This is a genomic window from Rhodopseudomonas sp. P2A-2r (genome assembly GCF_026015985.1).
In the GTDB taxonomy this organism is placed as follows: domain Bacteria; phylum Pseudomonadota; class Alphaproteobacteria; order Rhizobiales; family Xanthobacteraceae; genus Tardiphaga.
This window is the reverse complement of the sequence record NZ_CP110389.1, coordinates 1-26,186: the sequence shown is the minus strand read 5'-3', so window position 1 is coordinate 26,186 and position 26,186 is coordinate 1. Positions and strand designations below refer to the sequence as shown.

21 protein-coding genes are annotated in these 26,186 nt (G+C 63.0%); 11 read left to right on the top strand and 10 right to left on the bottom strand.

Going from position 1 to position 26,186, the window contains the following annotated elements; translation table 11 throughout:
• Positions 1 to 124: 124 nt before the first annotated feature.
• Entirely contained in the window at positions 125 to 511 is a 387-nt protein-coding gene (locus ONR75_RS00110; RefSeq protein ID WP_265080855.1) for an Hpt domain-containing protein, read from the bottom strand.
• A gap of 302 nt (positions 512 to 813) precedes the next feature.
• Here ONR75_RS00110 and ONR75_RS00105 point away from each other — a divergent pair, with 302 nt between their 5' ends.
• The 3 genes from ONR75_RS00105 to ONR75_RS00095 all read left to right on the top strand — a co-directional run bounded on the left by ONR75_RS00105 (position 814) and on the right by ONR75_RS00095 (position 3,954).
• Positions 814 to 1,113 carry a ribbon-helix-helix domain-containing protein gene (locus ONR75_RS00105; protein WP_265080854.1) on the top strand — a complete coding sequence of 100 codons (300 nt, stop codon included), beginning with the start codon at positions 814 to 816 and terminating at the stop codon, positions 1,111 to 1,113.
• 898 nt (positions 1,114 to 2,011) lie between these two features.
• A complete protein-coding gene (locus ONR75_RS00100; RefSeq protein ID WP_265080853.1) occupies positions 2,012 to 2,569 on the top strand; it encodes a response regulator transcription factor in 558 nt (185 codons plus the stop codon).
• 476 nt (positions 2,570 to 3,045) lie between these two features.
• A complete protein-coding gene (locus tag ONR75_RS00095; protein WP_265080852.1) occupies positions 3,046 to 3,954 on the top strand; it encodes an HNH endonuclease in 909 nt (302 codons plus the stop codon).
• A gap of 431 nt (positions 3,955 to 4,385) precedes the next feature.
• Here the strand turns inward: ONR75_RS00095 and ONR75_RS00090 are convergent, their stop codons facing one another.
• Positions 4,386 to 5,294, bottom strand: a complete 909-nt coding sequence (locus ONR75_RS00090) for a sugar-binding transcriptional regulator (RefSeq protein WP_265080851.1) — start codon at positions 5,292 to 5,294, stop codon at positions 4,386 to 4,388.
• Between the two features lie 292 nt (positions 5,295 to 5,586).
• On the opposite strand from ONR75_RS00090, the gene ONR75_RS00085 reads away from it, so the two are divergent.
• Genes ONR75_RS00085 through ONR75_RS00065 form a run of 5 tightly spaced genes read left to right on the top strand, consistent with a single transcriptional unit; the run spans position 5,587 to position 11,128 of the window.
• Positions 5,587 to 6,879 (top strand): alkaline phosphatase family protein, encoded by a 1,293-nt coding sequence (locus ONR75_RS00085; protein WP_265080850.1) that lies wholly within the window; start codon positions 5,587 to 5,589, stop codon positions 6,877 to 6,879.
• Positions 6,879 to 8,003: an ABC transporter ATP-binding protein gene (locus tag ONR75_RS00080; protein ID WP_265083886.1), complete on the top strand. Its 1,125-nt coding sequence runs from the start codon at positions 6,879 to 6,881 to the stop codon at positions 8,001 to 8,003. The genes ONR75_RS00085 and ONR75_RS00080 overlap by 1 nt, the downstream gene beginning before the upstream one ends.
• Entirely contained in the window at positions 8,000 to 8,938 is a 939-nt protein-coding gene (locus tag ONR75_RS00075) for a carbohydrate ABC transporter permease (protein WP_265080849.1), read from the top strand. Before ONR75_RS00080 ends, ONR75_RS00075 begins: the two co-directional genes overlap by 4 nt.
• Before the next feature lie 56 nt (positions 8,939 to 8,994).
• Complete coding sequence (locus ONR75_RS00070) at positions 8,995 to 9,822, top strand: carbohydrate ABC transporter permease (protein WP_265083885.1); 828 nt, start codon at positions 8,995 to 8,997, stop codon at positions 9,820 to 9,822.
• A 16-nt stretch (positions 9,823 to 9,838) separates the two neighbouring features.
• On the top strand, positions 9,839 to 11,128 hold the full coding sequence (locus ONR75_RS00065) for an ABC transporter substrate-binding protein (protein WP_265080848.1): 1,290 nt from the start codon (positions 9,839 to 9,841) through the stop codon (positions 11,126 to 11,128).
• Positions 11,129 to 11,235: 107 nt separating this feature from the next.
• Here ONR75_RS00065 and ONR75_RS00060 read toward each other — a convergent pair whose 3' ends face one another.
• Positions 11,236 to 11,466 carry a hypothetical protein gene (locus tag ONR75_RS00060; protein ID WP_265080847.1) on the bottom strand — a complete coding sequence of 77 codons (231 nt, stop codon included), beginning with the start codon at positions 11,464 to 11,466 and terminating at the stop codon, positions 11,236 to 11,238.
• A gap of 121 nt (positions 11,467 to 11,587) precedes the next feature.
• Here ONR75_RS00060 and ONR75_RS00055 point away from each other — a divergent pair, with 121 nt between their 5' ends.
• Complete coding sequence (locus tag ONR75_RS00055) at positions 11,588 to 11,935, top strand: hypothetical protein (RefSeq protein ID WP_265080846.1); 348 nt, start codon at positions 11,588 to 11,590, stop codon at positions 11,933 to 11,935.
• Positions 11,936 to 12,032: 97 nt separating this feature from the next.
• Here the strand turns inward: ONR75_RS00055 and ONR75_RS00050 are convergent, their stop codons facing one another.
• The 3 genes from ONR75_RS00050 to gyrB form a co-directional block, all read right to left on the bottom strand.
• Positions 12,033 to 13,079: a sigma factor-like helix-turn-helix DNA-binding protein gene (locus ONR75_RS00050; protein WP_265080845.1), complete on the bottom strand. Its 1,047-nt coding sequence runs from the start codon at positions 13,077 to 13,079 to the stop codon at positions 12,033 to 12,035.
• Positions 13,080 to 13,822: 743 nt separating this feature from the next.
• Positions 13,823 to 14,761 (bottom strand): hypothetical protein, encoded by a 939-nt coding sequence (locus tag ONR75_RS00045; RefSeq protein WP_265080844.1) that lies wholly within the window; start codon positions 14,759 to 14,761, stop codon positions 13,823 to 13,825.
• Positions 14,762 to 15,013: 252 nt separating this feature from the next.
• Positions 15,014 to 17,455 (bottom strand): DNA topoisomerase (ATP-hydrolyzing) subunit B, encoded by a 2,442-nt coding sequence (gene gyrB / locus ONR75_RS00040; protein WP_265080843.1) that lies wholly within the window; start codon positions 17,453 to 17,455, stop codon positions 15,014 to 15,016.
• 318 nt (positions 17,456 to 17,773) lie between these two features.
• Here gyrB and ONR75_RS00035 point away from each other — a divergent pair, with 318 nt between their 5' ends.
• The gene (locus tag ONR75_RS00035; protein ID WP_265080842.1) at positions 17,774 to 18,109 is read left to right on the top strand and encodes a hypothetical protein; all 336 of its coding nucleotides are present in this window, start codon (positions 17,774 to 17,776) and stop codon (positions 18,107 to 18,109) included.
• Positions 18,110 to 18,255: 146 nt separating this feature from the next.
• Positions 18,256 to 18,678, top strand: coding sequence for a hypothetical protein (locus tag ONR75_RS00030; RefSeq protein ID WP_265080841.1), 423 nt, complete (start codon positions 18,256 to 18,258; stop codon positions 18,676 to 18,678).
• 226 nt (positions 18,679 to 18,904) lie between these two features.
• Here ONR75_RS00030 and ONR75_RS00020 read toward each other — a convergent pair whose 3' ends face one another.
• The 4 genes from ONR75_RS00020 to dnaA form a co-directional block, all read right to left on the bottom strand.
• Positions 18,905 to 21,514 carry a PAS domain-containing sensor histidine kinase gene (locus ONR75_RS00020; protein ID WP_265080840.1) on the bottom strand — a complete coding sequence of 870 codons (2,610 nt, stop codon included), beginning with the start codon at positions 21,512 to 21,514 and terminating at the stop codon, positions 18,905 to 18,907.
• Positions 21,515 to 21,892: 378 nt separating this feature from the next.
• Positions 21,893 to 23,035, bottom strand: coding sequence for a DNA replication/repair protein RecF (gene recF / locus ONR75_RS00015; RefSeq protein ID WP_265080839.1), 1,143 nt, complete (start codon positions 23,033 to 23,035; stop codon positions 21,893 to 21,895).
• 245 nt (positions 23,036 to 23,280) lie between these two features.
• The gene (gene dnaN, locus ONR75_RS00010; protein WP_265080838.1) at positions 23,281 to 24,399 is read right to left on the bottom strand and encodes a DNA polymerase III subunit beta; all 1,119 of its coding nucleotides are present in this window, start codon (positions 24,397 to 24,399) and stop codon (positions 23,281 to 23,283) included.
• A gap of 359 nt (positions 24,400 to 24,758) precedes the next feature.
• Complete coding sequence (gene dnaA / locus ONR75_RS00005) at positions 24,759 to 26,186, bottom strand: chromosomal replication initiator protein DnaA (RefSeq protein WP_265080837.1); 1,428 nt, start codon at positions 26,184 to 26,186, stop codon at positions 24,759 to 24,761.

The following is a 26,186-nucleotide window of genomic DNA, read 5'->3' as shown; positions in this document are numbered from 1 at the left end:
GGCCGGCGACGATTGTAGCGGTCGGAAGCGGCTAATCCGTAAACACCCGCGCATAAACTTCGATGTAGTCGCGCATTCGAAGGTGTCTCAATTGGAGATTGCGTTCAGCCGTTGACGGATAGCGTCACGGGCATGGCACCGCGTGCTGTGGGATGGCCTGCCGAAACGCCGCGTCGAACTGCGCGAGACCGGTGGCGAACGCCGACCCGAGTTCGATGACCATCGCGCGGAAGTCCGGGTCCTGGATGGTCGGTGCCGATTTCTCGAGGCTGGCGGCGAGCGTCGCCAGTTGGGTAAAGCCGAACGTTGCTGCCGTCGATTTCAGCGAGTGCGCGTCGGTCTGGATCTCTCCGCGATGGGCCTCCAGTCCGATAGTTTCCAGCGCGAGGAGGCGCCTTTGCGTGTCCGTCTGAAATACCGCAAACGTCTCCAGGGCGCCCTCGACCTCGATTTCCGCGGCAAGCCGTTCGAAGGCGGTGCGGTCGATCTGCGACTTGTAACGCAGCGGCATTGTCTCACTCCGTTCGGTGGTCTCGCATCGGGACACGGTCAGGTTGAGATACCAGCCGACTATTGAATCCTGCGTTAAACGAAGCTGCGGAATCCGCGGCCCCGTAAGACTACGGGGTTCATCAGAGATGTGTAGCGCGAGCAGCCAAATACCACGTACTAATACGGTGCGTCGGCGTAATACGTAGTTAGTGAGCATTAGGCGATGGTCATTTCGAAGGTGCGACTCGGCTGGATCGAATCGATCCGCGTTATCCGAGCGAAGCCGTCATCAGGCGGGATCAATAATAGGGATTTGAAAAAATGCGCGAGAATGTGAACCGTAAACGGTCGATTGTCGTTTCAGGCAAACGGACCAGCGTCAGTTTGGAAGACAGTTTCTGGTCCGGGCTCAAGGCGATTGCCCGGATGGAAAACATGACCATTGAAAAGTATATCGAGCAGATAAACCTGCATCGCAAGACGCCGAATCTGTCGTCGAATCTCAGGATCGCCATTCTGGAGTACTTCCTGAAGAACGGCCGCAGCGAATGGCAACAGCTTGTCATCAGCAGCAGCCCGGCGCCTGTGGCCTATCTGGGCGTTCACGAAGAGCGCGCCTGAAGCTGTGCCCCGCGAACATTTTGCTGGTCGTTGGCCGCTGCGTTTGACGCAAGAGTCCGGCGGCCAGCGACCGCGGCCATGATGGCGCGGGCTGTGATTGCGCTCCGATTGCGATCGTACGATTGATCGCCCTGGATGCGTGTCCCCCGATGCCGGCCCACCGCGCTGTGCAGAAATGATCCGCAACCGCCTCTCCCGTTGATAAGCTCTGCAGGCAACGATGGCGTTGCTGAGTTCCTGTGAGCAGGATCGTCGTCGCCACAACATTCGTTCCCCGGTCGCCGCGTGCTAGTCCCGGTGAAGCGAATCACCGCGATGCGGTGTCGAGATCACGCGACAGAGAATCCATTTTCATTCGAAGCTGATTCGCGCAGCAGACGTTTGTTCGACGCGGCATGTGCCGGGCTGTGCTCGCTCCCCGACAGTCGTAACGTATTTCACAGGCGTGGGTTCCCCCATCGCTGATCATCCATCGCGGCGCCGGATGGTGTCCGAGTAACGTTGCCTTGCATGGAACTGCAACGTGGCATTGCGCGTCACCGATTGCGTACTACGAATTGCAGTTGAGCAGTAGTTCCACGGGCGTAGTTCTACGTGCGTAGTTCTACGCGGGTATTTTCCCTTGGTGTAAAGTTAACTGCTGCCTAAGATGCAATCGACAGACTACGTATATCGCGCAATGAGCGCGCCGGATGGGATGAGATTTATCGACTACCGGACACAGGTATCAGTGTGCGGATAGACGTTGCCAACCGCAGATCTCTCGGGCTCCCGGCTATCCAGCGTTTGCGCAAGTTGTCGACGTTGTCGTCATGATTGGACTATCTCGATGTCGCTGATGAGCTTGAAGATAGAGAGCGCGAGATCCGCACAGGGCGGTGACAAGCGAGCGCATGCTATGGTCGATGCTGTCGCCATGTCGAGCGCACGGCGCTGGGCGGTCAACGAGGTCGGCGCGGCGATCGCGCAGCAACTCGTCGAGCCGCTGACCGCGCTGATGGTCTACGTGCAGGAAATCAAGCGCTTGAACACCGGGCGAACTGGTGCCGCGCCAAACCCGATGCAGGAAGTGATCGACGGCGCTCAGCGCGAGACCGAGCGCGTGTGCGCCATCATGGAGCGCATTGGCAACAGAAGCGACAGCACTGCCGGCTCCGAATTTGCGACCGGTGGCGGGAATAGTGCCCCGACCTGGTGGTCGCCCTCCGACGCTGCTGATGGCTCCGCAGAGACCGTGGCAGACGCCGCGCCGGCCGGCCATCACGGGCTGACGCCGCGCGAACAGGAAGTGTTGAATCTGGTCAGCGGGGGCGTCACCAACAAGGAAGGCGCGCTGCTGCTCAAGATCAGCCCGCGGACCTTCGAGGCGCATCGCGCCCAGATCATGCGCAAACTGGGCGCACGCAATGTCGCCGACCTGCTCCGCAAAGTGCTGGTCGAACCCCGCCCGGGTTGATCTACAAAATTTCAGCCGCTCGATCGTTTTCCGGACACGGTGCAGCGCTCTCAGGCGATGCACTTGCATCGCCATCGCGCTGCTCCGCAGATCCGGGCTCCCGGTGGGGTGCTGCGTGCAGGCAAGGCCGTGTTGGGCAACAGATAACCCTGACTCCGGCCGGAAAAATTCCGCTGCGAAATCAATGGTTTGATACTGCGCTCCAACACATAAACCTGACTCCGAACAACCCACTTCCCTGACTCTATGGCCACGAATAACAACCTTCCCTGACTCCGGACGAAAACCGCGCCCCTTCAGGTTGCAGCACGCAGGCGGAGGTTGGCTCCGGTCAGGCTCAAGGGCGCTACGGCAGGTTGCGGAAGGATGGTTAAGGCCGTTCGTCGTTTCGGTGTTGCTGAGGCCCATCCGCCTGGTAGGTTGTTCCCGCTGAGGGAAACGCCGTGCTTGATCTGCCAGAAGACGCACAGATGAGGATGGCGGCGTTCGCCGCGCTCGACCGGATGCTCGCCGGCCGGGGCGTGCTGCCGTGGGCGGAGATCGATAAGGGTTTCGCCGCTCCGGGATTTCCCGAGCCGATTCGGTTCGCCGGCCGGGCTTCCGGCATCTTCAAGCCAAAAGAAATGAAGGGTGTCCTGTCGGTCAGAACCGTGGTGCCAAGGCCTGGGCGGAAGGTCTGGTACCACGATCAGAACGCCAGCCGTGACGCCCTGTTCGCCGCCGACACCGAGGTCAAGTACGCCTTCAAGGGCTCCGATCCCAACACCTGGGAGAACGTGCTGCTGCGGGAGGCCGCCTATCGGCAGACGCCGCTGATCTACTTCGTGGCCGTGGCGCCGACGATCTATGCCGCCCTCTATCCGGCCTTCCTGGTCGACTGGGATCCGGTCAGGCTTGAGACCGGCGTCGTGTTCTCCAAGCCGGCTTCACGTGGCGCCGGCGCTTCCTTCCCAAAGAGCGAAATCGAGCGGCGGTACCGCATGGTCGAGGTCAAGCGGCGCGTCCACCAAGCCGAATTCAGGGAAGCGGTGCTCGACGCCTACGGCAACCGTTGCGCCATCACCGGGCTGCCCGTGAAGGATCTGCTCGACGCCTCCCACATCGTCTCCGACGGCGACGAGGACTGGGGCCAGCCGGTGTTACCGAACGGGCTGCTGCTCAACAAGATCCACCACGCCGCCTACGACTCCGACCTGATCGGAATCGATCCCGACCGACGCGTCCATATCTCCGACAGGCTGCTTGCTCAGCAGGATGATCCGATTCTGCTAAGGACCATCCGCGCTATGAGCGGCGCCGTGCTCAGGGCACCGAGGCGGGAGGAAGACCGGCCGGATCTGGAGCGGTTGGCGCGGAGGTTCGAACGATATCAGATTGCGAACTAGGACACTTCTGCAATCATATTTTGGCTATTGGCCGCTTTGCGCCAGAAGCGGCCGATCACCATGCATAACGCTAGATAGCAGTCGTCCGAACTCAGCTTCCGAAAAATGCGTGGCGAGGTCGGCCCATACTTACGTGAAAGATTGGTAGGCAATCTAATTTGCTGCCGGGCATAAGCCGTCGGCGGCAGGCCCAGCAAGCGTCCTGTGATTATCTTGCATCGACGGGCTACACGACGAGGGAGGCCTGGCATTCCGAACGCCGGATGGTCAGTTGAGCGCTGCTCACGGTCGGTGGTACTCGGCGATCCGGATTAAATCTACTAAGCTTACCCAAGGATCGCCAGCCGTCGTCCGAGCTAATCGGCACGCGGCAGTGTCCAAAACAGATCAGGCGGGTTGATACGCTTATAGGCTCAGCGGCGATGGTCGTCCTAAACCGTCAGCTCCAATGCCGCATTTTCGTCTGTAATCAGTACATGGCACAGCCCGGCGCGAATGCTGGCGAGAATGATCGCGGTTTTTTGCCGGCCACCTGCGGCCAGAACGATTTCGGGTAAACGCAACAGGTCGTCGAGCGCGGGATTGACGACGCGCGACGTCAGAGGGTGGTCGATGATTCGGCCTGCCGCGTCGAGATAATGCCCGCAGATATCACCCACCGCTCCGGCATCGCGCAGCGATTGCCAGGTTTCTCGGCTGATGACGCCGTATTCGAGCGACTTCGATTGTTCCGACAGGTCGATGGCGCTGAGCAAGGCCAGATCGAGGGTCGGCACCATCGCCAGCACGCCGCGGATCGGCTCGCTGCGGACCAGCACGTTGCGCAGTTCGGGCGTCTCGGCGAACATCGGCGCCGTGATGTAATAGCATCTGGCATCCAGAGCGCGCGCCATCATCGCCGCGTTGTCATACGGATTGACCAGCGTGCTTTCCGCGAGTCCGCCGCACAGCAGCACCACCCGGTTGTTCATGCCGGCGCGCCGCCTCAGGTTCTGGGCGGCGGCATTGATCGTGCCTCCCCAGCTGATACCGATAGATGCTGACGGTCGCAGATTGTCGGACACATATTGCCCAGCTGCAGCGCCGACCATGGCCCTGACATCGGTGCCTGCCATCGGCGAAGGTACGACGACCGCGTGACGCAGCCTGTATCTGGCGACCAGCTTGGTTTCGAGATCATGGCACGGCCCGGTCGGACCGGCGATGGTGATTTGCACCACGCCGCTCTCCCGGGCGTCGCCGAGAATCCGGTTGACCCGCTTGCGCGTGATTTTCAGCCGCCGCGCGATCGCATCCTGGGTCTGGCCTTCCTTGAAATAGTACCAGGAGATCCGCGCCATCAACGCGGCGTCCGCAGGCTCCTCGCTTTTTCCGGCGCGGAAGTCGGCTCGTTCTTCGCCCGAATCAATAGCGTCGTCCTTTGATCGCCCATCAGCATCGCACATCCCTACCAATAGGCGTGCGACAATGAAATCCCAAATGTGCCGGCTGCGTCACATATGTGTCGCCGGACTTGCCTATGTCTTTCGTTGAACGAAGCCGCGGGCCCGATGGCCCTGAAAAGGTCTCCGACGACATGACATTTCCGTACGCCATCCTTGCCTTCGCCTTCGCCGATGGGGAGGCCTCATAATGCGCCGCGCCATCATCGTCACGCTGGACGGGCTTCGCCCGGACATGATCTCGCCCGAGACCACACCGAACCTGGTCGCTTTCGCCGAACAGGCCGAGCGGTTTTCCGACTACCGCACCGTGTTTCCGTCCTGCACCCGCGTGGTTTGCTCCAGCCTGGCGACTGGCTGCCATCCCGCCCGGCACGGCCTGCAGGGCAACTCGGTCGCGCTGATGGAAGATGGCCAACTGGTGCTGCGCGACGCCGGCGATCCGGATTTCCTGCAGCACAAGCGTCGCGTGACCGGTCAGTCGCTGGCGATGCCGACGCTAGCGGAGCGGCTGAAAGACGATGGCGGCGTCATCATTTTCAGCAACGTTTCGCCGGGCGCTGCCTATGCGCACGATCCCGACGGCTATGGCCATGTCTATCATCGCGCCGGCTCGTTCGGCCCGGGACGCGTGCCGGTCTCGGCGGACGATGCGCTGGATGCGACACCAGACCTGGCGGGCGACCGCCGGATGACCGAGCGTTTTATCGAACAAGTTCTGCACACCGCCAGGCCGGCGCTCGGCATACTGTGGCTGTGCGAGCCCGACCATATGCAGCATGAGTCGCCGCTCGGATCGCCCGAACATCTCGCGGTGCTGGCGCAGGCCGACATCCACGCCGGACTGGTCATCGATGCCGTGGCCCGGCTGCGCGCCGCCGGCGACGATATCCTGCTGCTGATCGGCTCGGACCATGGCCATCAAACGGTGACCGGTGTCATCGACATCGACGCCGAATTGATCGGCGCCGGCCTCAAGGCCGATCCCACGTCCGGCGACGTCATGGCGGTGTCCAACGGAACTGCGGCGTTGATCTACGTGCATCCGGATCATGCCGCGGCGACGCCCCGCATCCATCAATTCCTGATGTCGCGCGAGTGGGCCGGGCAAGTGATCGGCCCACAGGACCTCGGCGACGTCGGACAGGCGGCGATGGCGAGCCTCGCCTTCGCCGTTTCGATGCGCTCGGACGATGCGCCGAATGCATTCGGCATCCCGGGTTCGAGCCTGGCCGCCAAGCCTGCGATGGGCAAGCCGGACCGGCTCGGCTGCGGCCAGCACGGCGGCCTCGCTGCCTGGGAACAGACGCCGTTCTTGTTCGCTTCCGGCGCCGGCTTTGCGCCGGGTGCGACGCGTCCGGGTCAGGCCCGCATCATCGACATCGCGCCCACCGTGCTCGCTTATCTCGGCATAGCTGCGGACGGCATGGACGGACAGGCGCTGCAGCACGATGCCGATATTCATACCCAGGGAGCGGCATGATGGGCGGCATCACGTTGACCGACATTGCCAAGCGGCACGGCGATACGCCAGTGCTGCGCGGGCTGTCGCTGGACATCCATGACGGCGAATTTCTCACCCTTGTCGGCCCCTCGGGCTGCGGAAAATCCACCCTGTTGCGCATCATCGCCGGCCTCGACAGCCAGGACAGCGGCCGCATCGCCATCGCCGGCCGCGGCGTGGATGGCCTGCGCCCCAAGGACCGCGATGTCGCGATGGTGTTCCAAGCCTACGCGCTGTATCCGCACATGACGGTCTACGACAATATTGCTCTGCCGTTGCGCGTCCGCCGGCTGTCGGGAATGCAGCGCACGCCGCTGCTGGGCCGGCTGATCCCGGGCCGCGGCGCCATCGAAGCGGGCATTCGCTGCGAGGTCGAGGACACCGCCGCCGTCCTCGATATCGCCCATCTGCTGGGCCGTAAGCCCGGGCAGCTCTCTGGCGGCCAGCGCCAGCGCGTGGCGCTCGGCCGCGCGATGGTGCGCCATCCCGCCGTCTTCCTGATGGACGAGCCGCTCTCCAACCTTGACGCCAAGCTGCGGGTGCAGATGCGTTCGGAAATCACGGCCCTGCACCGGCGGCTGCGCAGCACTATCGTGTTCGTCACCCACGACCAGGCGGAGGCGATGACCATGTCGGACCGCGTCGCCGTGATGATGGGCGGCGAACTGATTCAGGTCGGCGAGCCGGAAGCTCTGTACCGCGATCCGCAGGATCTGCGCGTCGCCGAGTTCATCGGCAGCCCCAAGATCAATACGGTGCCAGTGGCGGCACTGTCCGCGCCGTACCGCCGCGCCATGCTGCTTGATCCGGAAGCGACGACGCTGGCGTTTCGACCGGAAGCCTGCGCGCTCGCCGCACCGCATGACAGCGCGCTGGCCGGCCACGTCGAGATTATCGAGCATCTCGGCTCCGATATTTTCCTGACCATCGCCGTCTCGCCGACGAACCAGACCCCCGGCCTGCAGGTCATTGTCCGCGTCACGCCGTCGTTCCGCCGCATGACGATCGGCGACGCGGTCGACATCGCACCGGACTCGACGCGCGTGTTGCAGTTCGATGCGTCGGGGCGCCGTCTGCAGGCGCAGCAACGGGTCGCGGCATGAACCCGCCTGCAACGGCCGCGCCGGCGCCGGCGGGCGAAACCGCCGCGTCGCTCGGCAACCGCACGCGGCGCGAGCGCGCCACGGCGTGGCTGGCTGTGACGCCTGCCACGACCTTGCTGATCCTGTTGATGGCCGGGCCGGTCGTTGCGGTGGTGCTGATCTCGCTGACCGACTGGCAGTTCGGCGCCTCGACCTTGCGCTTTCTCGGCATCGACAATTATCGCGCGTTGTTCACCGATAGCATCTTCTGGCGGACGCTGGCCAATACGCTGCTCTATGTCGCCATCGTGGTGCCGGGCACGGTGATCTTGGGCCTCGTTGTCGCGTTGCTGATCGAGGCGCAGCCGGGCTTGCGCGGCTTTTACCGCGCCGCGCACTTCCTGCCGGTGATGTCGACGATGGCCGCGATGGCAATCGTGTGGGGCAGTATGCTTCATCCCAGCATCGGAATGGTGAACCGCCTGTTGGCTGAATTCGGCATCACCGGGGTGAACTGGTTGCGTGACGAGCGCACCGTTCTGCCCGCGCTTGCCGTCATCGGCATATGGCAGGGCTTCGGCTTCGCCATGGTGCTGTTCGTGGCCGGGCTAAAATCAATCCCGCAGTCGCTCTACGACGCCGTCGCCATCGACGGCGCTGACGGCATGTTCGAACGGCTATGGATCGTCACGCTGCCGATATTGGGGCCGGTGACGATGTTCGTCCTGATCCTCACCGCGACGCGCGCGTTCGAGGTGTTCGATACCGTGCGGGTCCTGTCGCAGGGCGGACCGAACTTCGCCTCCGAGGTGCTGCTGCATCGACTTTATGTCGAAAGCTTCGACTTCCTGCGCACCGGCTACGGCGCAGCGCTGACCGTGGTCTACCTGGCCATCGTCATGCTGCTGACGCTGGTGCAGGCCAAGGTGCTCGATCGACGGGTGCACTACTCATGAGCATGTCGCAACAGACCATCGCTGGCCGGACCATCGCGCCGCCTCGCGCGACATTCATGTCGCGTCGGCGCGTGGGCGCCGTCGGGCGTCACGCCGCCTTGCTCGTGACCGCTGCGTTTGCGCTGTTGCCGTTCGTCTGGATGCTCAGCCTGTCGCTGAAGCCGCCGGGCGAAATTTTCCAGCCCCAGTTTCGTCTGTGGCCGCAAGAATTCTACGGCTGGGAGAACTACCGGGCCGCGCTCACCGCGGTGCCGATGTTGCGGTTTCTGATCAACGGCCTGTTCGTCTGCAGCACGATCTTCATGTTGCAGATGATGGTGTGCGTTCCGTGCGCCTATGCGCTGGCGAAGCTGCGGTTTCGCGGCCGCGACACGCTGTTCTCGGCTGTTCTAGTGGGGCTGCTGGTTCCGCCCCAGGCACTGGCGATCCCTCAATTCGTGATGCTGCACCGGTTCGGCCTGCTCGATACTTACGCCGCGCTGATCTTGCCCTGGATCATTTCGACGCTCGGCATTTTCCTGATGCGCCAGTTCTTTCGCGCGGTGCCCGATGAACTGATCGATGCCGCGCGCCTCGACGGGCTCGGCGAGTTCGAGATCATCTGGCGGGTGATGCTGCCGGTCGCCGTGCCGGCGATCGCCGCGTTCGGTATCTTCTCGGTCGTGGCCCACTGGAACGATCTGTTCTGGCCGCTGATCGCCGTGCGCAGCCCGGAACTATCGACGCCGGCGCTCGGCATCCTGCTGTTCCGCGACGATGAAGCCGGCCAGTTTCTCGGCCCACTGATGGCCGGCTCCGTCATCATCGTTGCCCCTCTCGTCCTTGGCTTTGTATTCGCGCAGAAACGCTTCATCGACAGCATGTCCTTTACCGCCCGCAACTGATCACCGGAGAATTCTGATGTTCCAACTATCCGCTGCCCACGCCGGACGCCTCGCCGCAACCGCGATCGGCGCCATCACCTTCACCGCGCCGGCCTCGGCCGAGATCGTGCTCGACGTGCTCTACACCACGCCCGGCATCTTCAATTTGCTGCAGCAGGATCTGGCCAAGCGGTTCACCGAGCAGCACCCCGACATCAAGATCAAGTTTCGCAATCCGGCGGGCGGCTATGAAGAAGCAGCGCAGCAGATCCTGCGCGATCAGCTCACCGGCCGACTGCCCGACGTCGCTTTCAACGGCATCAACCAGATCGGGCTGTTCGCCGATCGCGGCATCGGCGCGCCGCTCGACGGCTTCATCGCCAAGGACGGCGGCATCGACAAGCTCGGCTACTACGCGACCCTCGCCGAACTCGGAAAATGGAAAGCAAAGACTTACGGATTGCCATTCTCCGTCTCGACGCCCGTGCTCTACGTCAACGCCGATCTCGTGGAAAAAGCCGGCGGCACCGTCGAGACGCTGCCGCGGACCTGGCCGGAGCTGATCGCGTTCGGCAAGAAGGCGGAAGCCGCGGCAGGCCCGGGCCATACCGGCTTCTACTTTCAGTGGGAGCAGACCGGCAACTGGCTGGTGCAGTCGCTGGTCACCAGCAAAGGCGGCCGCATGCTGAAGCCCGATGGCTGCGGCATCGGTTTCAATGACGACGCCGGCAAGTTCGCCCTGCAGACGCTCGAAGCGTTCGGCAAGTCCGGCATGCCGAACCTGTCGCTCGGCCAGGCCCGGCAGTCCTTTGTCTCAGGCAACGTCGCCATTGTCGCGGACTCCACGTCCTACGTCGCGGCCGCCGAGCGCCAGATCGCCGGCCGGTTCAAGTTCAGGACCGTGCCGTTCCCGCTGGCGGCTTCGAACGGCCTGCTTCCGGCCGGCGGCAACATGGCCATGGTGTTCGCCACCGATGCTGCCCGCCAGCAGGCGGCCTGGGAATATGTGAAGTTCGTAACCGGCGCCGTCGGCCAGACCCAGATGGTGAAGCTGACCGGCTATATGCCCGGCAGCAAACTCGCGGTGACGGAGCCCGAACTGTTGGGGAATTTCTACAAGACCAGCCCCAACCATCTGACCAGCATCGCGCAACTGCCGGTGCTGACCGAGTGGGTCTCGTTCCCCGGCGACAACTCGCTCAAGATCATTGAAGTGATCAAGGGGCACACGGAAGGACTCGTCACCGGCCGCCGTTCGGCCACAGAAACGATGCCATTGCTGGTCAATGACGTGGCAGCCCTGCTGCCAACCTGCGGCAAAAGCTGACCGGCCGATCTCTGCGTTACAACCGAAGACAGCGCCTCCTGGCAACAGGCGCCGTCTGACGACTGCCTTATGATATCGGCAGAATCGCGAAGTACAATGCTGAAATCTCACATATCAGATTTTTCCGGTTCGCCGCGCGCTCGCGGGGGCGCATAAAGGAAATACTTGCGCGAAAACTGCCGTTGCTCGACGATCCTGGACGCCTCGCGCAGCAACATCGCTGCAGGTCCGCGAATACGGCAATGACAACGGGACGTCGGCCGCAAACCAAGGCTGGTGCCACCGGTTTCCGTCGTTGCCCTGGCGATCAACGTGAACACCGACTTCCCGGACATCATTCAAGGATATGCCGGAGAAGATCTTTGAATTGCGCACGTGTGGATCGAGACCGCGAACCACGAAATCTCGAAGACCCCGCATACTGCCTAGACGCGTTCCTGCCCCCTCTCATCGACGCGTATGAAGCAGATCGACCTGGTCCGCTTTGCGCCAGAAGCGGCCAATGTCTCTAATTCTGGGCGATTACTGCAGAGACGCTGGCATGTCATGTCGCCGGATCTCTGGCATCGGGGTTCGAAGGACCAGCGACGACGCCTTTGCTTAGCGCTGTCTTCTGAATGTCTGGCCAAGTTCGACGCGGAGAATCTGTTCAGACGACCGGGACTACCTTACGCGCTGTTCGGCCTAGATCATGTCGCAAGTGGTGAAGGGGTCCTCGCCGCGTCGTCCTGTCCGAGTTCGACCGGATCGGGTGCGCCGCGCATCGCGGCCATCACTGCATTGACCTGGTCGATCCCGTCGCTGTGATCCCTGTTTTCAATCCGCATCGCGCCACACGGCATGCTTCAGGCAGCGGCGCCGCCCCGCGTTTTGGGACCCGGTTGGGACGCAATCCCGTAGGCCATCAATAAACTTCTCGACATCGGCTCGCTTCCAGCCGATGAGGCCGTCGCCGAATAGCCACGCTGTTAGCGATGACTTCGATTTCCGTTTGAGACTTCATCATGCGCGTCGCGTCGGTCAAATTACGAAACCAGCCCGCGTCGGATTGATGGGCGATGGTCGAAATCCACGTCCGTACGTCCTCATGCACGACATCGATCGCCAAAAGGAAAATTGGATCTAAACCGCGAGCCTTCTCTGCCAGCTGGGATTCCGCCAAGTAGAGCGAAGCATCGCAGAGCGCACACCAAGTCGATTCATTTTCAGTCTCGATCAACGCCTCAAATGCAGTCCGACCTCTTTGGGTTTTCTGTAGTCTTCTGATTGCCTTTGCTTCGACTTGTCGGACGCGTTCGCGGGTGACATGGACACGTTGCTCAATGTCATTGAGAGTGCGAGGCGGACGACCGTCAAGACCATAGCGCTCGGTCAAGACCTGCAACTCTTTTGGTTGCAGGGCTGCGAGCAATTTTTGTATACGAAAGCGTGGTGGCGACGCATCATCAATGCCGTCGTGCGGCAAACCGATCGGTTGGATATCGTCTGCGCCTTCTTCTCCGCCAACTACTGACTCGGCGCTTTTGCGCGACATCTCCACATGATGAGAGAGGAGTGCCATAGCCTCTCCTGCCGTCTTGCGACCGGAGTTCGATGCAGACATGAATTTCGAATTTAATTCACCCGGATCGGCGATGAAGTCCGCAATAGTCGTAGCGTCGAATTCCCCCGATTTTACAACGTTTGATAAGCGCGTGGAAATATCCAGTTTCAACAGGATGTCAATTATCTTTTCACTCTGCAAATATTGTTCGGCGCCCGTCAAAATCGGCGTTTCAGGGACGGAAATTCCTTTGACTAGATCGTCATCGCTTTGTAGGTGCCCGACGATCTCCCAAGGATCTCGGTGATAAAGGTCGACGAGTTCAAGGATTTCGATCGCCGTCTTTTTCCCAAGGCTTGAACATCTTACGATAGTCGAAAAGAATAGATCGCCGGTTGGCGAGAACATCCGAGACTGAAAATTGTTCGAAAACCTCCCGATTATTTGGAAAGCAGTTGTGGAGCCGCACGCTGACGTCGGCGGATTCGATTAGTTGTTCGATAGAAAGTCGACGAGGAGGCACTTCGATGGCGTCAACGGAGTCTGGTATTTTTAGACGGCTTCCAAAATCAACGACGGGCAGAAGATTTGAACTCGTTGTGTTGGCAGCCGTGACGGGAGTTGAAAGTCAAGTCAAATACCGCAGTCTTTGATTGTACGTCTACGCATATCGATAGTGCGTTGGATTTGGGCGTTCAATATCTCTTGGTTGTGTTTTTTAATGTCTTGGCAGCCAGAGACAGTCGATATCTAAGACCGTTTAGCCCAGACAGCCACTAAATCTTTCTCAAGTCGCATCCAGCGAGCCCTGCGAGGAGCCTACCTCACTTAGCCAACGGGCCGTTTTGGATCATCTTATGCGTCGCTATCTTATGGGTAGCGCAACAAGCGTGTATCGCGTCCCGTAACTTGGCACTGACAGCCAGAATTGTACAATGATCAGTTCACCGCATCCCATAGATGGATCGCCCTAACCCATAAGTTGATAATACCGCGCGATCCGTGACCCATAAGATAAAGCGATTTTAAGCGGCGGCCGAGCAAGCCGATCTTAGCTTGTGCTGTTCGGCGACCTTTGCCTGTAGAAGGTTAAGTCGGGCCTTCGCTCACCGCGAAGATGGGCTGCCAGCGACGGCCGATTGGCACGTTTTTCAGTGCGGGATCCTGGCCGACTGGTCTCGCAGCGGGTCGCGGCCCGATGGTCCGGCTTCTTGGTCTACCAGAAAGCCGTTGAGCCCGTCAGGCCAGCGGGGCCACCTGGGACAGGTTGATGGCGACTTGCTGGTCGCAATGGCGCTGTGATCGATGGCGATTGCGACGTCGAGATAGGAGCCACTTGGGCAGTTCTCCTGCGCCAGGTCGCCATCGGCGTAGAGTTTTAGCCGTTTGATCTCCTCATCAAGCGCCAAGCCCGACAGGCAATTCTCGAGACGGTCGATCATGTCTCGGGTGACGGCGGCGATCGCGGCAGCGTTCCGCATATCGGGTCCGGCCGTCTCGCCGTCGAGATGCCGGCTAAAGCTACGAAGCTCGACAAGCTCGGCGTGCTCCTTTGCCTTCTGACGGACGAAGGCCTCGCGCTTGGCGATGCGATCCTGGCGGGCGCGCTCCCGCTCCCGGCGTTCCATCTCCTCCTGATGAAGGCGCTGGCGCTCCTCGAGCTTGGCGCGGTTGTGCTTGAGCAGGGCGACGCCAGCGTACATGGCGACGACCACCTCGTTAAGCTGCTGCTCTAGTGCGGCGGCCTTGCGATCGTGCCACCGGCCCAGGATGCGGTCGGTTGACCAACTCGTCCAAGATGGTGAGACCAGCGTTAACGAGATGCGCCCGGACGGGAAGTGATCCCAGGACCGCCAATGCTTCCGGTCGGAATTGTACAGAGTCGGTGAGATCAACCGGTTAGCGTCCCACGTCGCCTTCTCGGCAAGTTCGCCTGCCGTGGGGTGGTGCTCCGACTTGTCCTTGGTTTCATGAAACAGGAGCCGCAGCTTCTCACCGTCGACGACCAGATCGACACCGTTCTTTGCGTCAGCGGTCGTGTGGCCAAGGCGCTCAAGCGTCCGCGCGACGGTTTCGAGGATGAGGACCACGCGCTGGACGCTCGGCTTGCCTAAACGCCTCACGCTGGACCATCAATGTCCTCTGTCAGAGAGAGCGCCTTTGATGCGAGTCGGTTCAGTACCGCAAGGCAACACTTCGGCCGGGTTCGCGACTGCGGACGGTTTTCTTAGGTTGCCACAACCAAAAGATGAAAATATTTGAGTCTAGGTTGTGCGTAACCTGAGTCAGGCTATTGGCTCCCCGGGGCAAGCTTCTGCGTTCCCCAACAGGCCGAAGCGCCGTCAGACGTCGACGTTGGCGCTGAGCGAGTTTTCCTGGATGAAGTCGCGGCGCGGTTCGACCACATCGCCCATCAGCTTGGTGAAGATGTCGTCGGCCTCGTCGACTTCCTTGATCTTTACCTGCAGCAGCGAACGCTCGTTGGTGTCCAGGGTGGTTTCCCAGAGCTGGCCCGGGTTCATCTCACCGAGGCCTTTATAGCGCTGCAGGGCGACGCCCTTGCGGCCTGCATCGGTGACGGCCTCGAACAGGGTGACCGGGCCGTGGATCGGGCTTTCCACATCCTTGCGGCGCAGCACGCCCGGCTTCGGATAGGCGTCCTGCAGCGTGGCGGCATACTCGTCGAGTTTTCGCGCGTCGGCGGAGCCGAGCAGCGCGTCGTCGATCACAGCCACTTCCTTGACGCCGCGAATGGTGCGCTCGAAGGTGAAGCCTGCGCCCTCGGTGAAGGCACCGACCCAGCCGCGTTCGACTTCGTCGGCCAGCGCATCGAGGCGCCGTGCGATATAGGCGGCGGCTTCGTTGGCGGTGGCGAGGTCGGAGGTCACCTGCGGATTGAGCACGCCGGCAATCGCCGCCTGCTCCACCACACTGCGGTTATAGCGGGTGTGCAGGTTATGCAGCGTGCCGCGGATGATGCGAGCATCTTCCACGAGCGCCAGCAGGTCGCGACCGCCGCGGTCCTCGCCGGACGACAGCTTGAACACGCAATCGTCGAGGCCGGTGGCGATCAGGTAGTCTTCCAGCGCGCGCTCGTCCTTGAGGTACTGCTCGGACTTGCCGCGGGTCACCTTGTAGAGCGGTGGCTGCGCGATATAGAGGAAGCCGCCTTCGATCAGCGTCGGCATCTGCCGGAAGAAGAAGGTCAGCAGCAGCGTCCGGATATGCGCGCCGTCGACGTCGGCGTCGGTCATCACGATGATCTTGTGATAGCGCAGTTTTGACAGATCGAAATCGTCGCGGCCGATGCCGGTACCGAGGGCCGTGATCAGCGTGCCGATCTGCTCGGAGCCCAGCATCTTGTCGAAGCGCGCGCGCTCGACGTTGAGAATCTTGCCGCGCAGCGGCAGAACAGCCTGGAATTCGCGATTTCGGCCCTGCTTGGCGGAGCCGCCTGCGGAGTCTCCCTCGACGATGAACAGTTCAGACTTGGCGGGATCGCGCTCCTGGCAGTCGGCGAGCTTGCCGGGCAGGGAGGCGATGTCCAGCGCGCCCTTGCGTCGCGTCAGCTCGCGCGCCTTGCGCGCGGCTTCGCGGGCCGCACCCGCCTCGATCACCTTGTTGACGATGATCTTGGCTTCCGCCGGATGTTCCTCGAACCAGGCGGCCAGCGCTTCGTTGAGCACGTTTTCGACAACAGGCCGCACTTCCGAGGATACCAGCTTGTCCTTGGTCTGCGACGAGAATTTCGGATCGGGCACCTTGACCGAGAGAACGGCGGTGAGGCCTTCGCGACAATCGTCGCCGGTCAGCGCGATCTTTTCCTTCTTCGCCACCACTTCGGCATAGCCGTTGACCTGCCGCGTCAGCGCGCCGCGAAAGCCCGCCAGATGCGTGCCGCCGTCGCGCTGCGGGATGTTGTTGGTGAAGCACAGCACGTTCTCATGATAGCTGTCGTTCCACCACAGCGCCGCCTCGACATTGATGCCGTTGAGGTCGGCGGAGACGAAGATCGGGGAGGGCACCACGGGCTTCTTGTTGCGGTCGAGATATTTGACGAACTCGATGACGCCGCCCTCGTACATCATCTTCTCATGCCGCTCGACCGGATGGCGCAGGTCGGACAGCAGGATGTTGACGCCGGAATTCAGGAAGGCGAGCTCGCGCAGCCGGTGCTCCAGCGTGGCGAAGTCAAAATCCAGCGTCGTGAAGGTTTCGGCGGAGGCATAGAACGTCACCTCGGTGCCGCGCTTGCCATTGGCATCGCCGACCTCGATCAGCGGCGCCACCGCGTCGCCATGGGCGAATTCGATGAAGTGTTCCTTGCCGTTGCGCCAGACGCGCAGGATCAGCTTGCTGGACAGCGCGTTGACCACGGAGACGCCGACGCCGTGCAGACCGCCGGACACCTTGTAGGAATTCTGGTCGAATTTTCCGCCGGCATGCAGCTGGGTCATGATGACCTCGGCGGCCGAGATGCCTTCGCCCTTGTGGATGTCGACGGGAATGCCGCGGCCGTCGTCGCGCACCGTCACCGAGCCGTCGGCATTGAGCACGACTTCCACCGCGGTGGCATGACCCGCCAGCGCCTCGTCGATGGCGTTATCGACGACCTCGTAGACCATGTGATGCAGGCCGGAACCGTCGTCGGTGTCGCCGATATACATGCCGGGCCGTTTGCGCACGGCGTCCAAGCCCTTCAGTACCCGGATCGATTCCGCACCATATTCGATCGGGGCGACGATCTCGGGATTGTCGGCCGGGAGCCGGGCAGGTTCAGTCATGAGAGGCCTTCGAGGATGTATCGAATCAGCGCGGAAAACCGGCTGCTGAATAGGTTATTTGTGCCATGAATCAAGCCATGCGCCTAGCGCAAAGTCGGCCCGCACAAGCTCTTGATTAGATGGGCGTTTTTGACGGTTTTTCAAGGCGTGAAAAGGCCGATTCGGGCGCCGCGGCAAAGCGCGCTCGAAAGCCGTTCCCGCGGCATCCTCGCCGCTCCTTGATGGTGCGAGAGCCGTCTGGATTGAGAAACAGAACGTTCAGCGTTCAGGGATAGTTTGCAGGAGGCAAGATACAGGACAGCCAGGGACACGGACCCGATGGAACATATCGTTCAGCTGACAGGCGTGGCGCTGTATGTGCTGAATCCGATCTTGTTGTCGATCCTGACCTATGCCGTCGGCTTCACCTTTGTCTCGGCCGTCCTTAAAGTACCAAAGCTTCGCAGGGCTTTGATTGTCAGCAGCCTTGCGGTGTTGGCGGCCGTCGTTGTCGATACGGGTTCACCTATCGCAGGGTTCACTACGCCCAGCAGCTGGCCATTGGCCCTCGTTTTACCGGGCGAATTGCGCCGCCGTCGTCGTTGGTTCTGGTTAACTTTCCGTGCGAGCAATTCTGCCTTGATGGGCTGGAAAGCGGCGCTATTCGTGAAGTGATTGGTGTTCGTACGCGGGACTTTCTGGCGGACGCCAATCTCAAGCCGCCATATCCAGCGGTTCGTTACACGGTGACTCGCGCTGCGCCAGGCATTTGTCCGCCCGGTCCCGACAGGAGAGCTGTCACGGAGTGGTGGACGCCGGGCTTGTTCGCCCTGCGGGACAAGGGGCTGTGCCCGGTCGTGGAGCCGGCGGCAGTACCTCGGATTGGCGTCTTCATCGTGCGGGAGTCGATACGCCGCTTGGTGAAAGAGCCGGCAGTTGATTTCCAGCCGGTCTTTCTGACGACTAGTTTTCCTGGACCCGTTAGCTACTACAACGCAACCGAGGTGCAGGTCCGGTCAGAAACCGGCGTCGAAGTGCTAGGACGCGTCGCCGGCTATGAGGCGCCGGGATATCTTGGCTTTCCGCTCATGGTTGGCTGCTTCGAGCGGCCGGACAATATCATTTTCATCATTCCGCCCGGCGAGCCGGGATGTGGCCTCTGGCGCCGTACCGTGCAGGGCAAAACCAGCGGCGATCTTCTCGACTATGGATGGATCTATTCTCAAATTTTCCAACCAGACTAGCCTCGTGACGTGATCCGTCGCGGCCGCGACGTCAAAATCTCACCGGCGCTGCCGAGATCGGCGAAGGCCGCGGGATCGGCGCCGGTCGGGATCGAGATGTGCGACCACCTCATCGAGCAGCAGCAAAGGTGTAATGCCGGTCATTTCGGCGACAAGGTGGCGTGGGTCAGGATCAGCCCGATCAAGAGTGCCGTGGCAAAGCCCGCCTGCAAGCCCCGCGCGGCGCTCAGGACGCCGCGTCGAGGGCGTCGCCCGCCCTGCGCAGGGCCTGCTCCAGCCGATCGAGCAGCGGGCGGAGGACGTCGGGTGCGATGTCGGGCGCCTGTTGCTCGATTGTGCGGGCGATCTGCGCAATTTCGGTCAGGCCGAAGGTCGAGGCGGCGCCCTTCAGCGAATGGGCTTCCATCTCCAGCAGTTCGGGATCGGGGTCATCGACCAGGCAGCGAAACAGTCCGATCCGGCGATCGGCGTCGCGGAAGAAGATCGTCAGCGTCTCCATCAGGCCGTGCTCGCCGATCTCCTCGCCAATCTGCGCCAGCAGGGTGTGATCGACGACGGCAACGTCGGGGGCGGGTGCCAGCGGCGTCGCGCGCACCACCGGCGTCCGGCGCAATGCCCGCAGCACCGCGGCAATCAGTGCCGGCTTGCGCAGCGGCTTGGCGAGAAAATCGGTCATGCCGGCGTCGCGGCACATCTTCATGTCGTCGGCGTAGGCATTGGCGGTCAGCGCGATGATCGGCAGCGTGGCGTATTTGCCGCCGCGGGCACGGATCGCCCGGGTCGCGGCGAGGCCGTCCATGTTCGGCATCCGCACGTCCATGAAGACCATGTCGAAGTCGGTATCGTCGAGCGCGACGGTGGCCTGGATGCCGTCCGCGGCGATGGTGGTTTCCGCCGCGAATTCCTGCAGCATCTTCCTCACCACCATCTGATTGGTGAGATTGTCCTCGGCGATCAGGACGCGCAGCGGATGGCCGAGCATGGCCAGCCGGGTCTGCAGATCGTCGGCTTCGAGGCGATCGTGGCGCTGGTCGGAGACGGTGGCATTGCTCCACGGCAGCGGCAGGCTGAACCGGAACGTGGCGCCTTCGCCGTAGACGGAACTGACGTCGATCTCGCCACCCATCTGTTCGACGATGCGCCGGCTGATCGCCAGGCCGAGGCCGGTGCCGCCGAACCGCCGGTTGATGGAGACGTCCGCCTGCGCGTAGTCGGTGAACAGCCGGTCGATACGGTCGGGCGCAATTCCCGGACCGGTATCGCTGACAAGCCACTCCACCTGTGCCTGTGTGTCGTCGCGCGACGTGCAGGTGACCGTGATCGCGATGCTGCCCTGCTCGGTGAACTTGACGGCATTGGACACCAGGTTGAGCAGCACCTGGCGGATCCGGCCGGCGTCGCCGCATAGCGCGGGCGGGAGATCGGCGTCGATGGTGGTGCGCAGATCGAGGCCCTTGGCCTTGGCGCTGGGCGAGACAATCGAACTCACGGCATCGAGCAGCGCCACAGGGTCAAAATCGGCGGGATCGAGCTCGAGCTGGCCGGCTTCGAGCTTCGAGAGATCGAGAATGTCGTTGAGGATATGCAGCAGGTTGTCGCCGGATTCGCGGATGGTGGCGACGGCGTGGCGCTGATCGGGATCCAGGTTGGTTTCCATCAGCGCGCTGGCCAGGCCGAGCACGCCGTTCATCGGTGTGCGGATCTCGTGGCTCATCATCGCCAGAAAGCGGGATTTGGCCTGGCTTTCCGCCTCGGCCTGCTTGGCGCGCCAGCGCTCGGTGACGTCGCGGCCGACGCCGCGATAGCCGACGAACACGCCGTCGTGGTCGTGCGCCGGCTTTGCCGTCAGCGACCATAGTCGCGGCTCTCCACCGGCCACCACGTGCAGCACGATATCGTGCATCGGCTCACCCCTGGCCATGTGCGTCGTGACGGTGGCGATCGTCGACTTGTCGCCGACGCAAAGCATGGTCAGCGCTTCTGCGAGGCTTGCGCCATGCAGCAGGTTCGGCGGCATCTGCGCGGCTTGTGCGAAGCGCTCCGGCACATGGATCAGCCGGCCATCGGCGTCGGTCTGCCACAGCCAGTCGCTGGCATTCTCCTGGAATTCCTGCAGCAACAGCGAAATGATCTCGGTCTGGCGTTCGAGCTGCAACTGGGCGCGCAGGTTCTGCAGGAACAAATCGCCCTGCGAGGCCAGATTGCGCGACAGGAACGCGCCGTAGAACAGCAGGAATAGCGCAGTGACCAGGTCGGCCTCGCGGTCGGCGATCACCAGCGATCCCGCCGAGGCCAGCACCATGGTCCACAGATAGACCAGCCCGGCCTTCGGCACCGTCGAGAGCGCGAAGGCCCCGCCGGAGATCATTCCGGTCATCAGGCAGGCGATCACCAGCTGATGGGGCGGGGCCGCCGTCGGATAGAGCATCAGCGGCAGCAGCCCCCAGGTCATGCTGAGCATGAAGGCCTGTATCACCATGTTGCGGGCGGCTCGCGCGGACGCCTCCTTGGGCGGCTTGCGGCGGGTGCGGTGCCAGGAGCGCACCGCCAGCGCCGCAGCGAGCAGGATCACCGCCGCCCAGATCGTCAGGAAAACCTGCGACGCCGAGGTCCAGAACACCACCAGGACCAGTGCCGCGTTGAGCACGTTGATGGTCATGGTCATGGGCACCAGGCGCGCGACGCTGTTGACCTGGGCGGCGCGGATTCGGCGCATCTCCTTTTCTGAGATGGCACCGGCATCGGTCAGGTTTGCCGCAGAGCGGCCCTGCGGGACGGGTGTTTTGCCATGGGTTGCCGACGGTTCGGCGGTCGACGTGTTGCTTGTCTGAGTCATCTCGCAACGACCCTCTGGACAGGCGCCGGGTTGACTGCGACTTCGCCCGCCATGATTGCCAACGCCTTGTCGCATTGCACCGGTGCCGACAATTTACACATCACATCGAGACTCATTGAGGCGCGCTGGCGAGATTCCACGGCGGGGCTCGCGATAAATCGAGGGATGCCATCCAACCGTTCCGGTCTTGTCGCCGGAGGCATCGATGATGTGGTCGCGCAGCGATGGCCGCGCCTGATCCTACTTCCGGCGAGCATGGAATGGCCCGTCTCAGCATCATGTTAAATTTGGCTCCCGTAAAAACACGGAGACCGCACCACCTCGTGGGCGGGCGAAGATCGAGGGCCGGGTGAGAGTCTCACCTTCGATGAGGTGAGGCTACGGGGATGGACGCTTGCTGACCCGGCCGTCCGCGACATCGAACAGTTCGCCGGATGTGCCGATATCGGCGAAGGCGGCGGGATCGGCACCGGTCATCCAGACCTGGGCGCCGAGTTTTGTGAGTTCGCCGAACAGCGCGCGGCGGCGGTCGGGATCGAGATGCGCCACGACTTCGTCGAGCAGCAGCAGCGGGGTCATGCCGGTCATCTCGGCGACCAGCGTGGCATGGGTCAGGATCAGCCCGATCAGCAGCGCCTTCTGCTCGCCGGTGGAGGCGTCGCGCGCCGGCATGTTTTTCGGCGCGTAGATGACCTGCAGATCGGTGAGATGCGGGCCGTCGAGCGTGCGGCCGGCCGCCGCATCACGTTGCCGTCCGTCGCGAAGAATCTGCCGGTAGCGATCCTCCACCGCGGTGGCCGGCTCGCTGACCAGCGCGTTCTCCATCCAGCCGTCGAGCATGATCATCGCCGACGGAAACACCGAGGTCTCGAAGCGCGCGCGCAGCATGGCCGCGAGCCGCGTCACCGTCTGGCCGCGCATGGCGGCGACGGCCACCGCCAGCTCCGCGGTCTCGCGCTCGATGGCGTCGAGCCAGTGGCTGTTGGTGTTGCGTTCTTCCAGCAACCGGTTGCGCGACCGCAGGCTGCGCTCCAGCGCCGACACCCGGCCGGAATGATCCTTGTCGATGGCCAGCACCAGCCGGTCGAAGAACCGCCGTCGTTCCGACGCCGCGCCCATGAACAGCTGGTCCATCGCCGGCGTCAGCCACACCATGCGCAGATGGTCGCCGAATGCTGTGGCCGAACTGACCGGCTCGCGGTCGATGCGGCAGCGCCGGCTGGTCGAGCTGCCCTCGCTGGGCGGATCGATGCCGGTGCCCAGCGTTGCGAGGCCGACCTCGCCTTCGACCTCCGCCGAGACAGCCCAGGAGCCGTCGCCCTGGACGTCGGCGACGTCCTCGAGGGTGGCGCGGCGCAAGCCGCGGCCGGGCGACAGAAACGAGATCGCTTCGAGGCAATTGGTCTTGCCGGCGCCATTGGGGCCGACCAGCACCACCATGTCGCCACGGATCTGCAGCGCCGCCGACCGATAATTGCGGAAGTGGGTCAGCGTCAGGCGATGGATGCGGGAGACGGTCATGGGCAATGAGACATATAGGTCCACGACAGCTGCCGCGCTTGTCCCCTCTCCCCGGGCGCAGCGAAGCTGCGGCTGGCGGGAGAGGGTGGCTCGAACGCGCGGAGCGTGTTCGAGACGGGAGAGGGGGCTCTTCGGAGTTCGCGGCCCTCCCTCTCCCGCCTTCGCTTCGCTCAGGCACCCTCTCCCGCGGCGCAAAGCTTCGCTTTGCTGGGGGAGAGGGAAGGAAGAAAGCAAAATCAGAGCGATCACACCCGCATGGGCATCAGCACGTAGAGCGCGCCTTTGGAATCCTTGTCCTGCACCAGGGTCGGCGAGCCGGGATCGGCGAGGCGCAGCACCGCCACGTCGCCTTCGATCTGGGCGGCGATGTCGAGCAGGTAGCGCGAGTTGAAGCCGATATCGAGGGCGTCGGAGGCGTACTCGACCTCGAGTTCTTCGGTGGCGCTGCCCGAATCCGGATTGGTCACCGACAGCACCAGCTTGCCGGCGGACAGCGCCAGCTTCACCGCGCGGCCGCGCTCGCTGGAAATGGTCGAGACGCGGTCCACCGCGGCCTCGAAATCCTTCTTGTCGACGATCAGTTCCTTGTCGTTGTTCTGCGGGATCACGCGGCCATAGTCCGGAAACGTGCCGTCGATCAGCTTCGAGGTCAGCACCACATTGCCGAGCGTGAAGCGGATCTTGCCCTGCGACAGTTCGATGCCGACTTCGGCCTCGGCGTCCTCGATCAGGCGCTGCACTTCGCCGACGGTCTTGCGCGGCACGATTACGCCGGGCATGCCGGCAGCACCGGCCGGCAGCGGCAGGTCGACCTGTGCGAGGCGGTGGCCGTCGGTGGCTACGGCGCGCAGAGTGGCCGCGGCGGCGGTGCCGGCGGCGTGCAGATAGATGCCGTTGAGATAATAGCGCGTCTCCTCGGTGGAGATGGCGAACTGGGTGCGGTCGATCAGCCGCTTCACGCCGGCGGCGGGCAGGCTGAAGGAATGCGTCATCTCGCCAGCGGCGAGGTCGGGGAAATCGTTCTCCGGCAGCGTCTGCAACGTGAAGCGCGAGCGGCCGGCGCGGATTGCCATCACGGAGCGGTCGCCGTCGGCTTCCAGCACGATCTGCGAGCCGTCGGGCAGCTTGCGCACGATGTCGTAGAACATGTGCGCCGGCACCGTGGTGGAGCCGGCGGTTCCGACCTCGGCGGCCAGGGTCTCTGTGACTTCGAGGTCGAGGTCAGTGGCCTTCAGCGACAGTTTGGCGTTCTCGGCGCGGATCAGCACGTTGCCGAGAATCGGGATCGTGTTGCGGCGCTCGACCACGCGATGCACGTGGCTCAGCGATTTCAGCAATTGCGCGCGTTCGACGGTGACCTTCATAGCAAACTCGCCCGATCCAGTTCGACATCGTGGGATGGAAGCCGGGCAGCCCGAACAGGCGCCGCGGTGATTGACGCCCGCAAGCTGGCTCAAACGGATTTTGCGCAAACCCGCGGGGGTCCGCAAGGTGGCGTGATTGCAGGCGAAGTGCAAGGGGAGAGGCGGTCGCACTCCCCACGTTTTGGGGAGTAAAGAACGATACATGCGCCGGCGTTGATGGCTCCCCTCCCCCTCGTGGGGGAGGGTGGCGCGTAGCGCGTAGCGCTGGGAGAGGGGGCCACACGCGACGGCGCTCTTGGCTCCCCTCTCCCTGACCCTCCCCCACGAGGGGGAGGGGACACTACGGCCTGCGTTTCAGATTATTCCTGCAACTGCCGCTTCAGCGATTCCACCTCGTCCTGCAAAGCGACGTCCTTGCCGACCAGCGCCTCGATTTTTCGCACGGCATGCAGCACGGTCGTGTGGTCGCGGCCGCCGAACCTGCGGCCGATTTCCGGCAGCGAGCGCAGCGTCAGGGTCTTGGCCAGATACATCGCCACCTGGCGCGGGCGCACCACATTGGCGGTGCGGCGCGACGACAGCAGGTCGGAACGGCTGACATTGTACTGGCGGGCGACGACGCGCTGGATGTCCTCGATCTTGATGCGCTTTGGCTCCTGCGGCCGGACCAGATCGCGGACCTCGCGCTCGGCCATTTCCAGCGTCACCGGCGTGGCGTTGAGCTTGCTGTGGGCGAGCAGCCGGTTGACCGCGCCTTCGAGGTCGCGGCCGTTATGAGTGATGGTGCGCGCGAGATAGTCCAGCACCGGCGCCGGCACGTCGAAGGTGGCGTGGTGGGCGCGGGCTGCTGCGACGCGCGACTTCAGGATGCCGAGGCGCAGGTCTTCGCCAAGCGAGCCCATTTCGACCACCAGGCCGCCGGCAAGGCGGGAGCGCACCCGCTCGTCGAGGCTTTCGAGATCCGACGGCGGACGGTCGGCGGCGATCACCACCTGGCGGCCGGCGTCGATCAGCGCGTTGAGCGTGTGGCAGAACTCCGCCTGGGTGGTCTTGCCCTGCAGGAACTGCAGGTCGTCGATCACCAGCACGTCGATGCCGCGCAGCGCTTCCTTGAAGGCCAGCGCGGTCTGCGTCTTCAGCGCAGCGACGAAGCCGTACATGAACTTCTCGGCGGTCAGATACAGCACCTTGCGCTCGGTGCCGGAATTGCCGGCCCAGGTCACCGCCTGCAGCAGATGGGTTTTGCCGAGACCGACGCCGGCATGGATGTAGAGCGGATTGAACATCACGCTGTCGCCGCGGCGGCCTTCCGCGACCTGGCGGGCGGCGGCATGGGCCAGCGTGTTGGAGCGGCCGATCACGAAGCTGCCGAAGGTCAGGCGCGGATCGAGCGGCGAGCCGCCGAGCGCTTCATGGCTGGCCGACACCGGCGCGATCGCGGTGTTGCGCAGTTCCGGAGCGCGGCCGTCGCGGCCCTCGCTGCGGCGCGGCTCGATCGGCGCGGGAGCTTCTTTCGCCGGCGTTGCCACGCGCATTGCCGTGCGCACGGTGACGTCGACACGATGCACCTGCGGCATCTCCGCCTGCCAGCAGCTCAGCACGCGCTCGGCATAATGCGCCTGGATCCAGCTCTTGAGAAACCGCGTCGGCACCGACAGGTGCACGCTTTCGTCGTGCACGCTTTCAAGATCCATCCGCGCGAACCAGCTGGAGTAGACGTCCTCTCCAACGCTCGAGCGCAGCCGACCTTTGACCCGAGACCAGCGATCCTGTTCGATATTTGACAT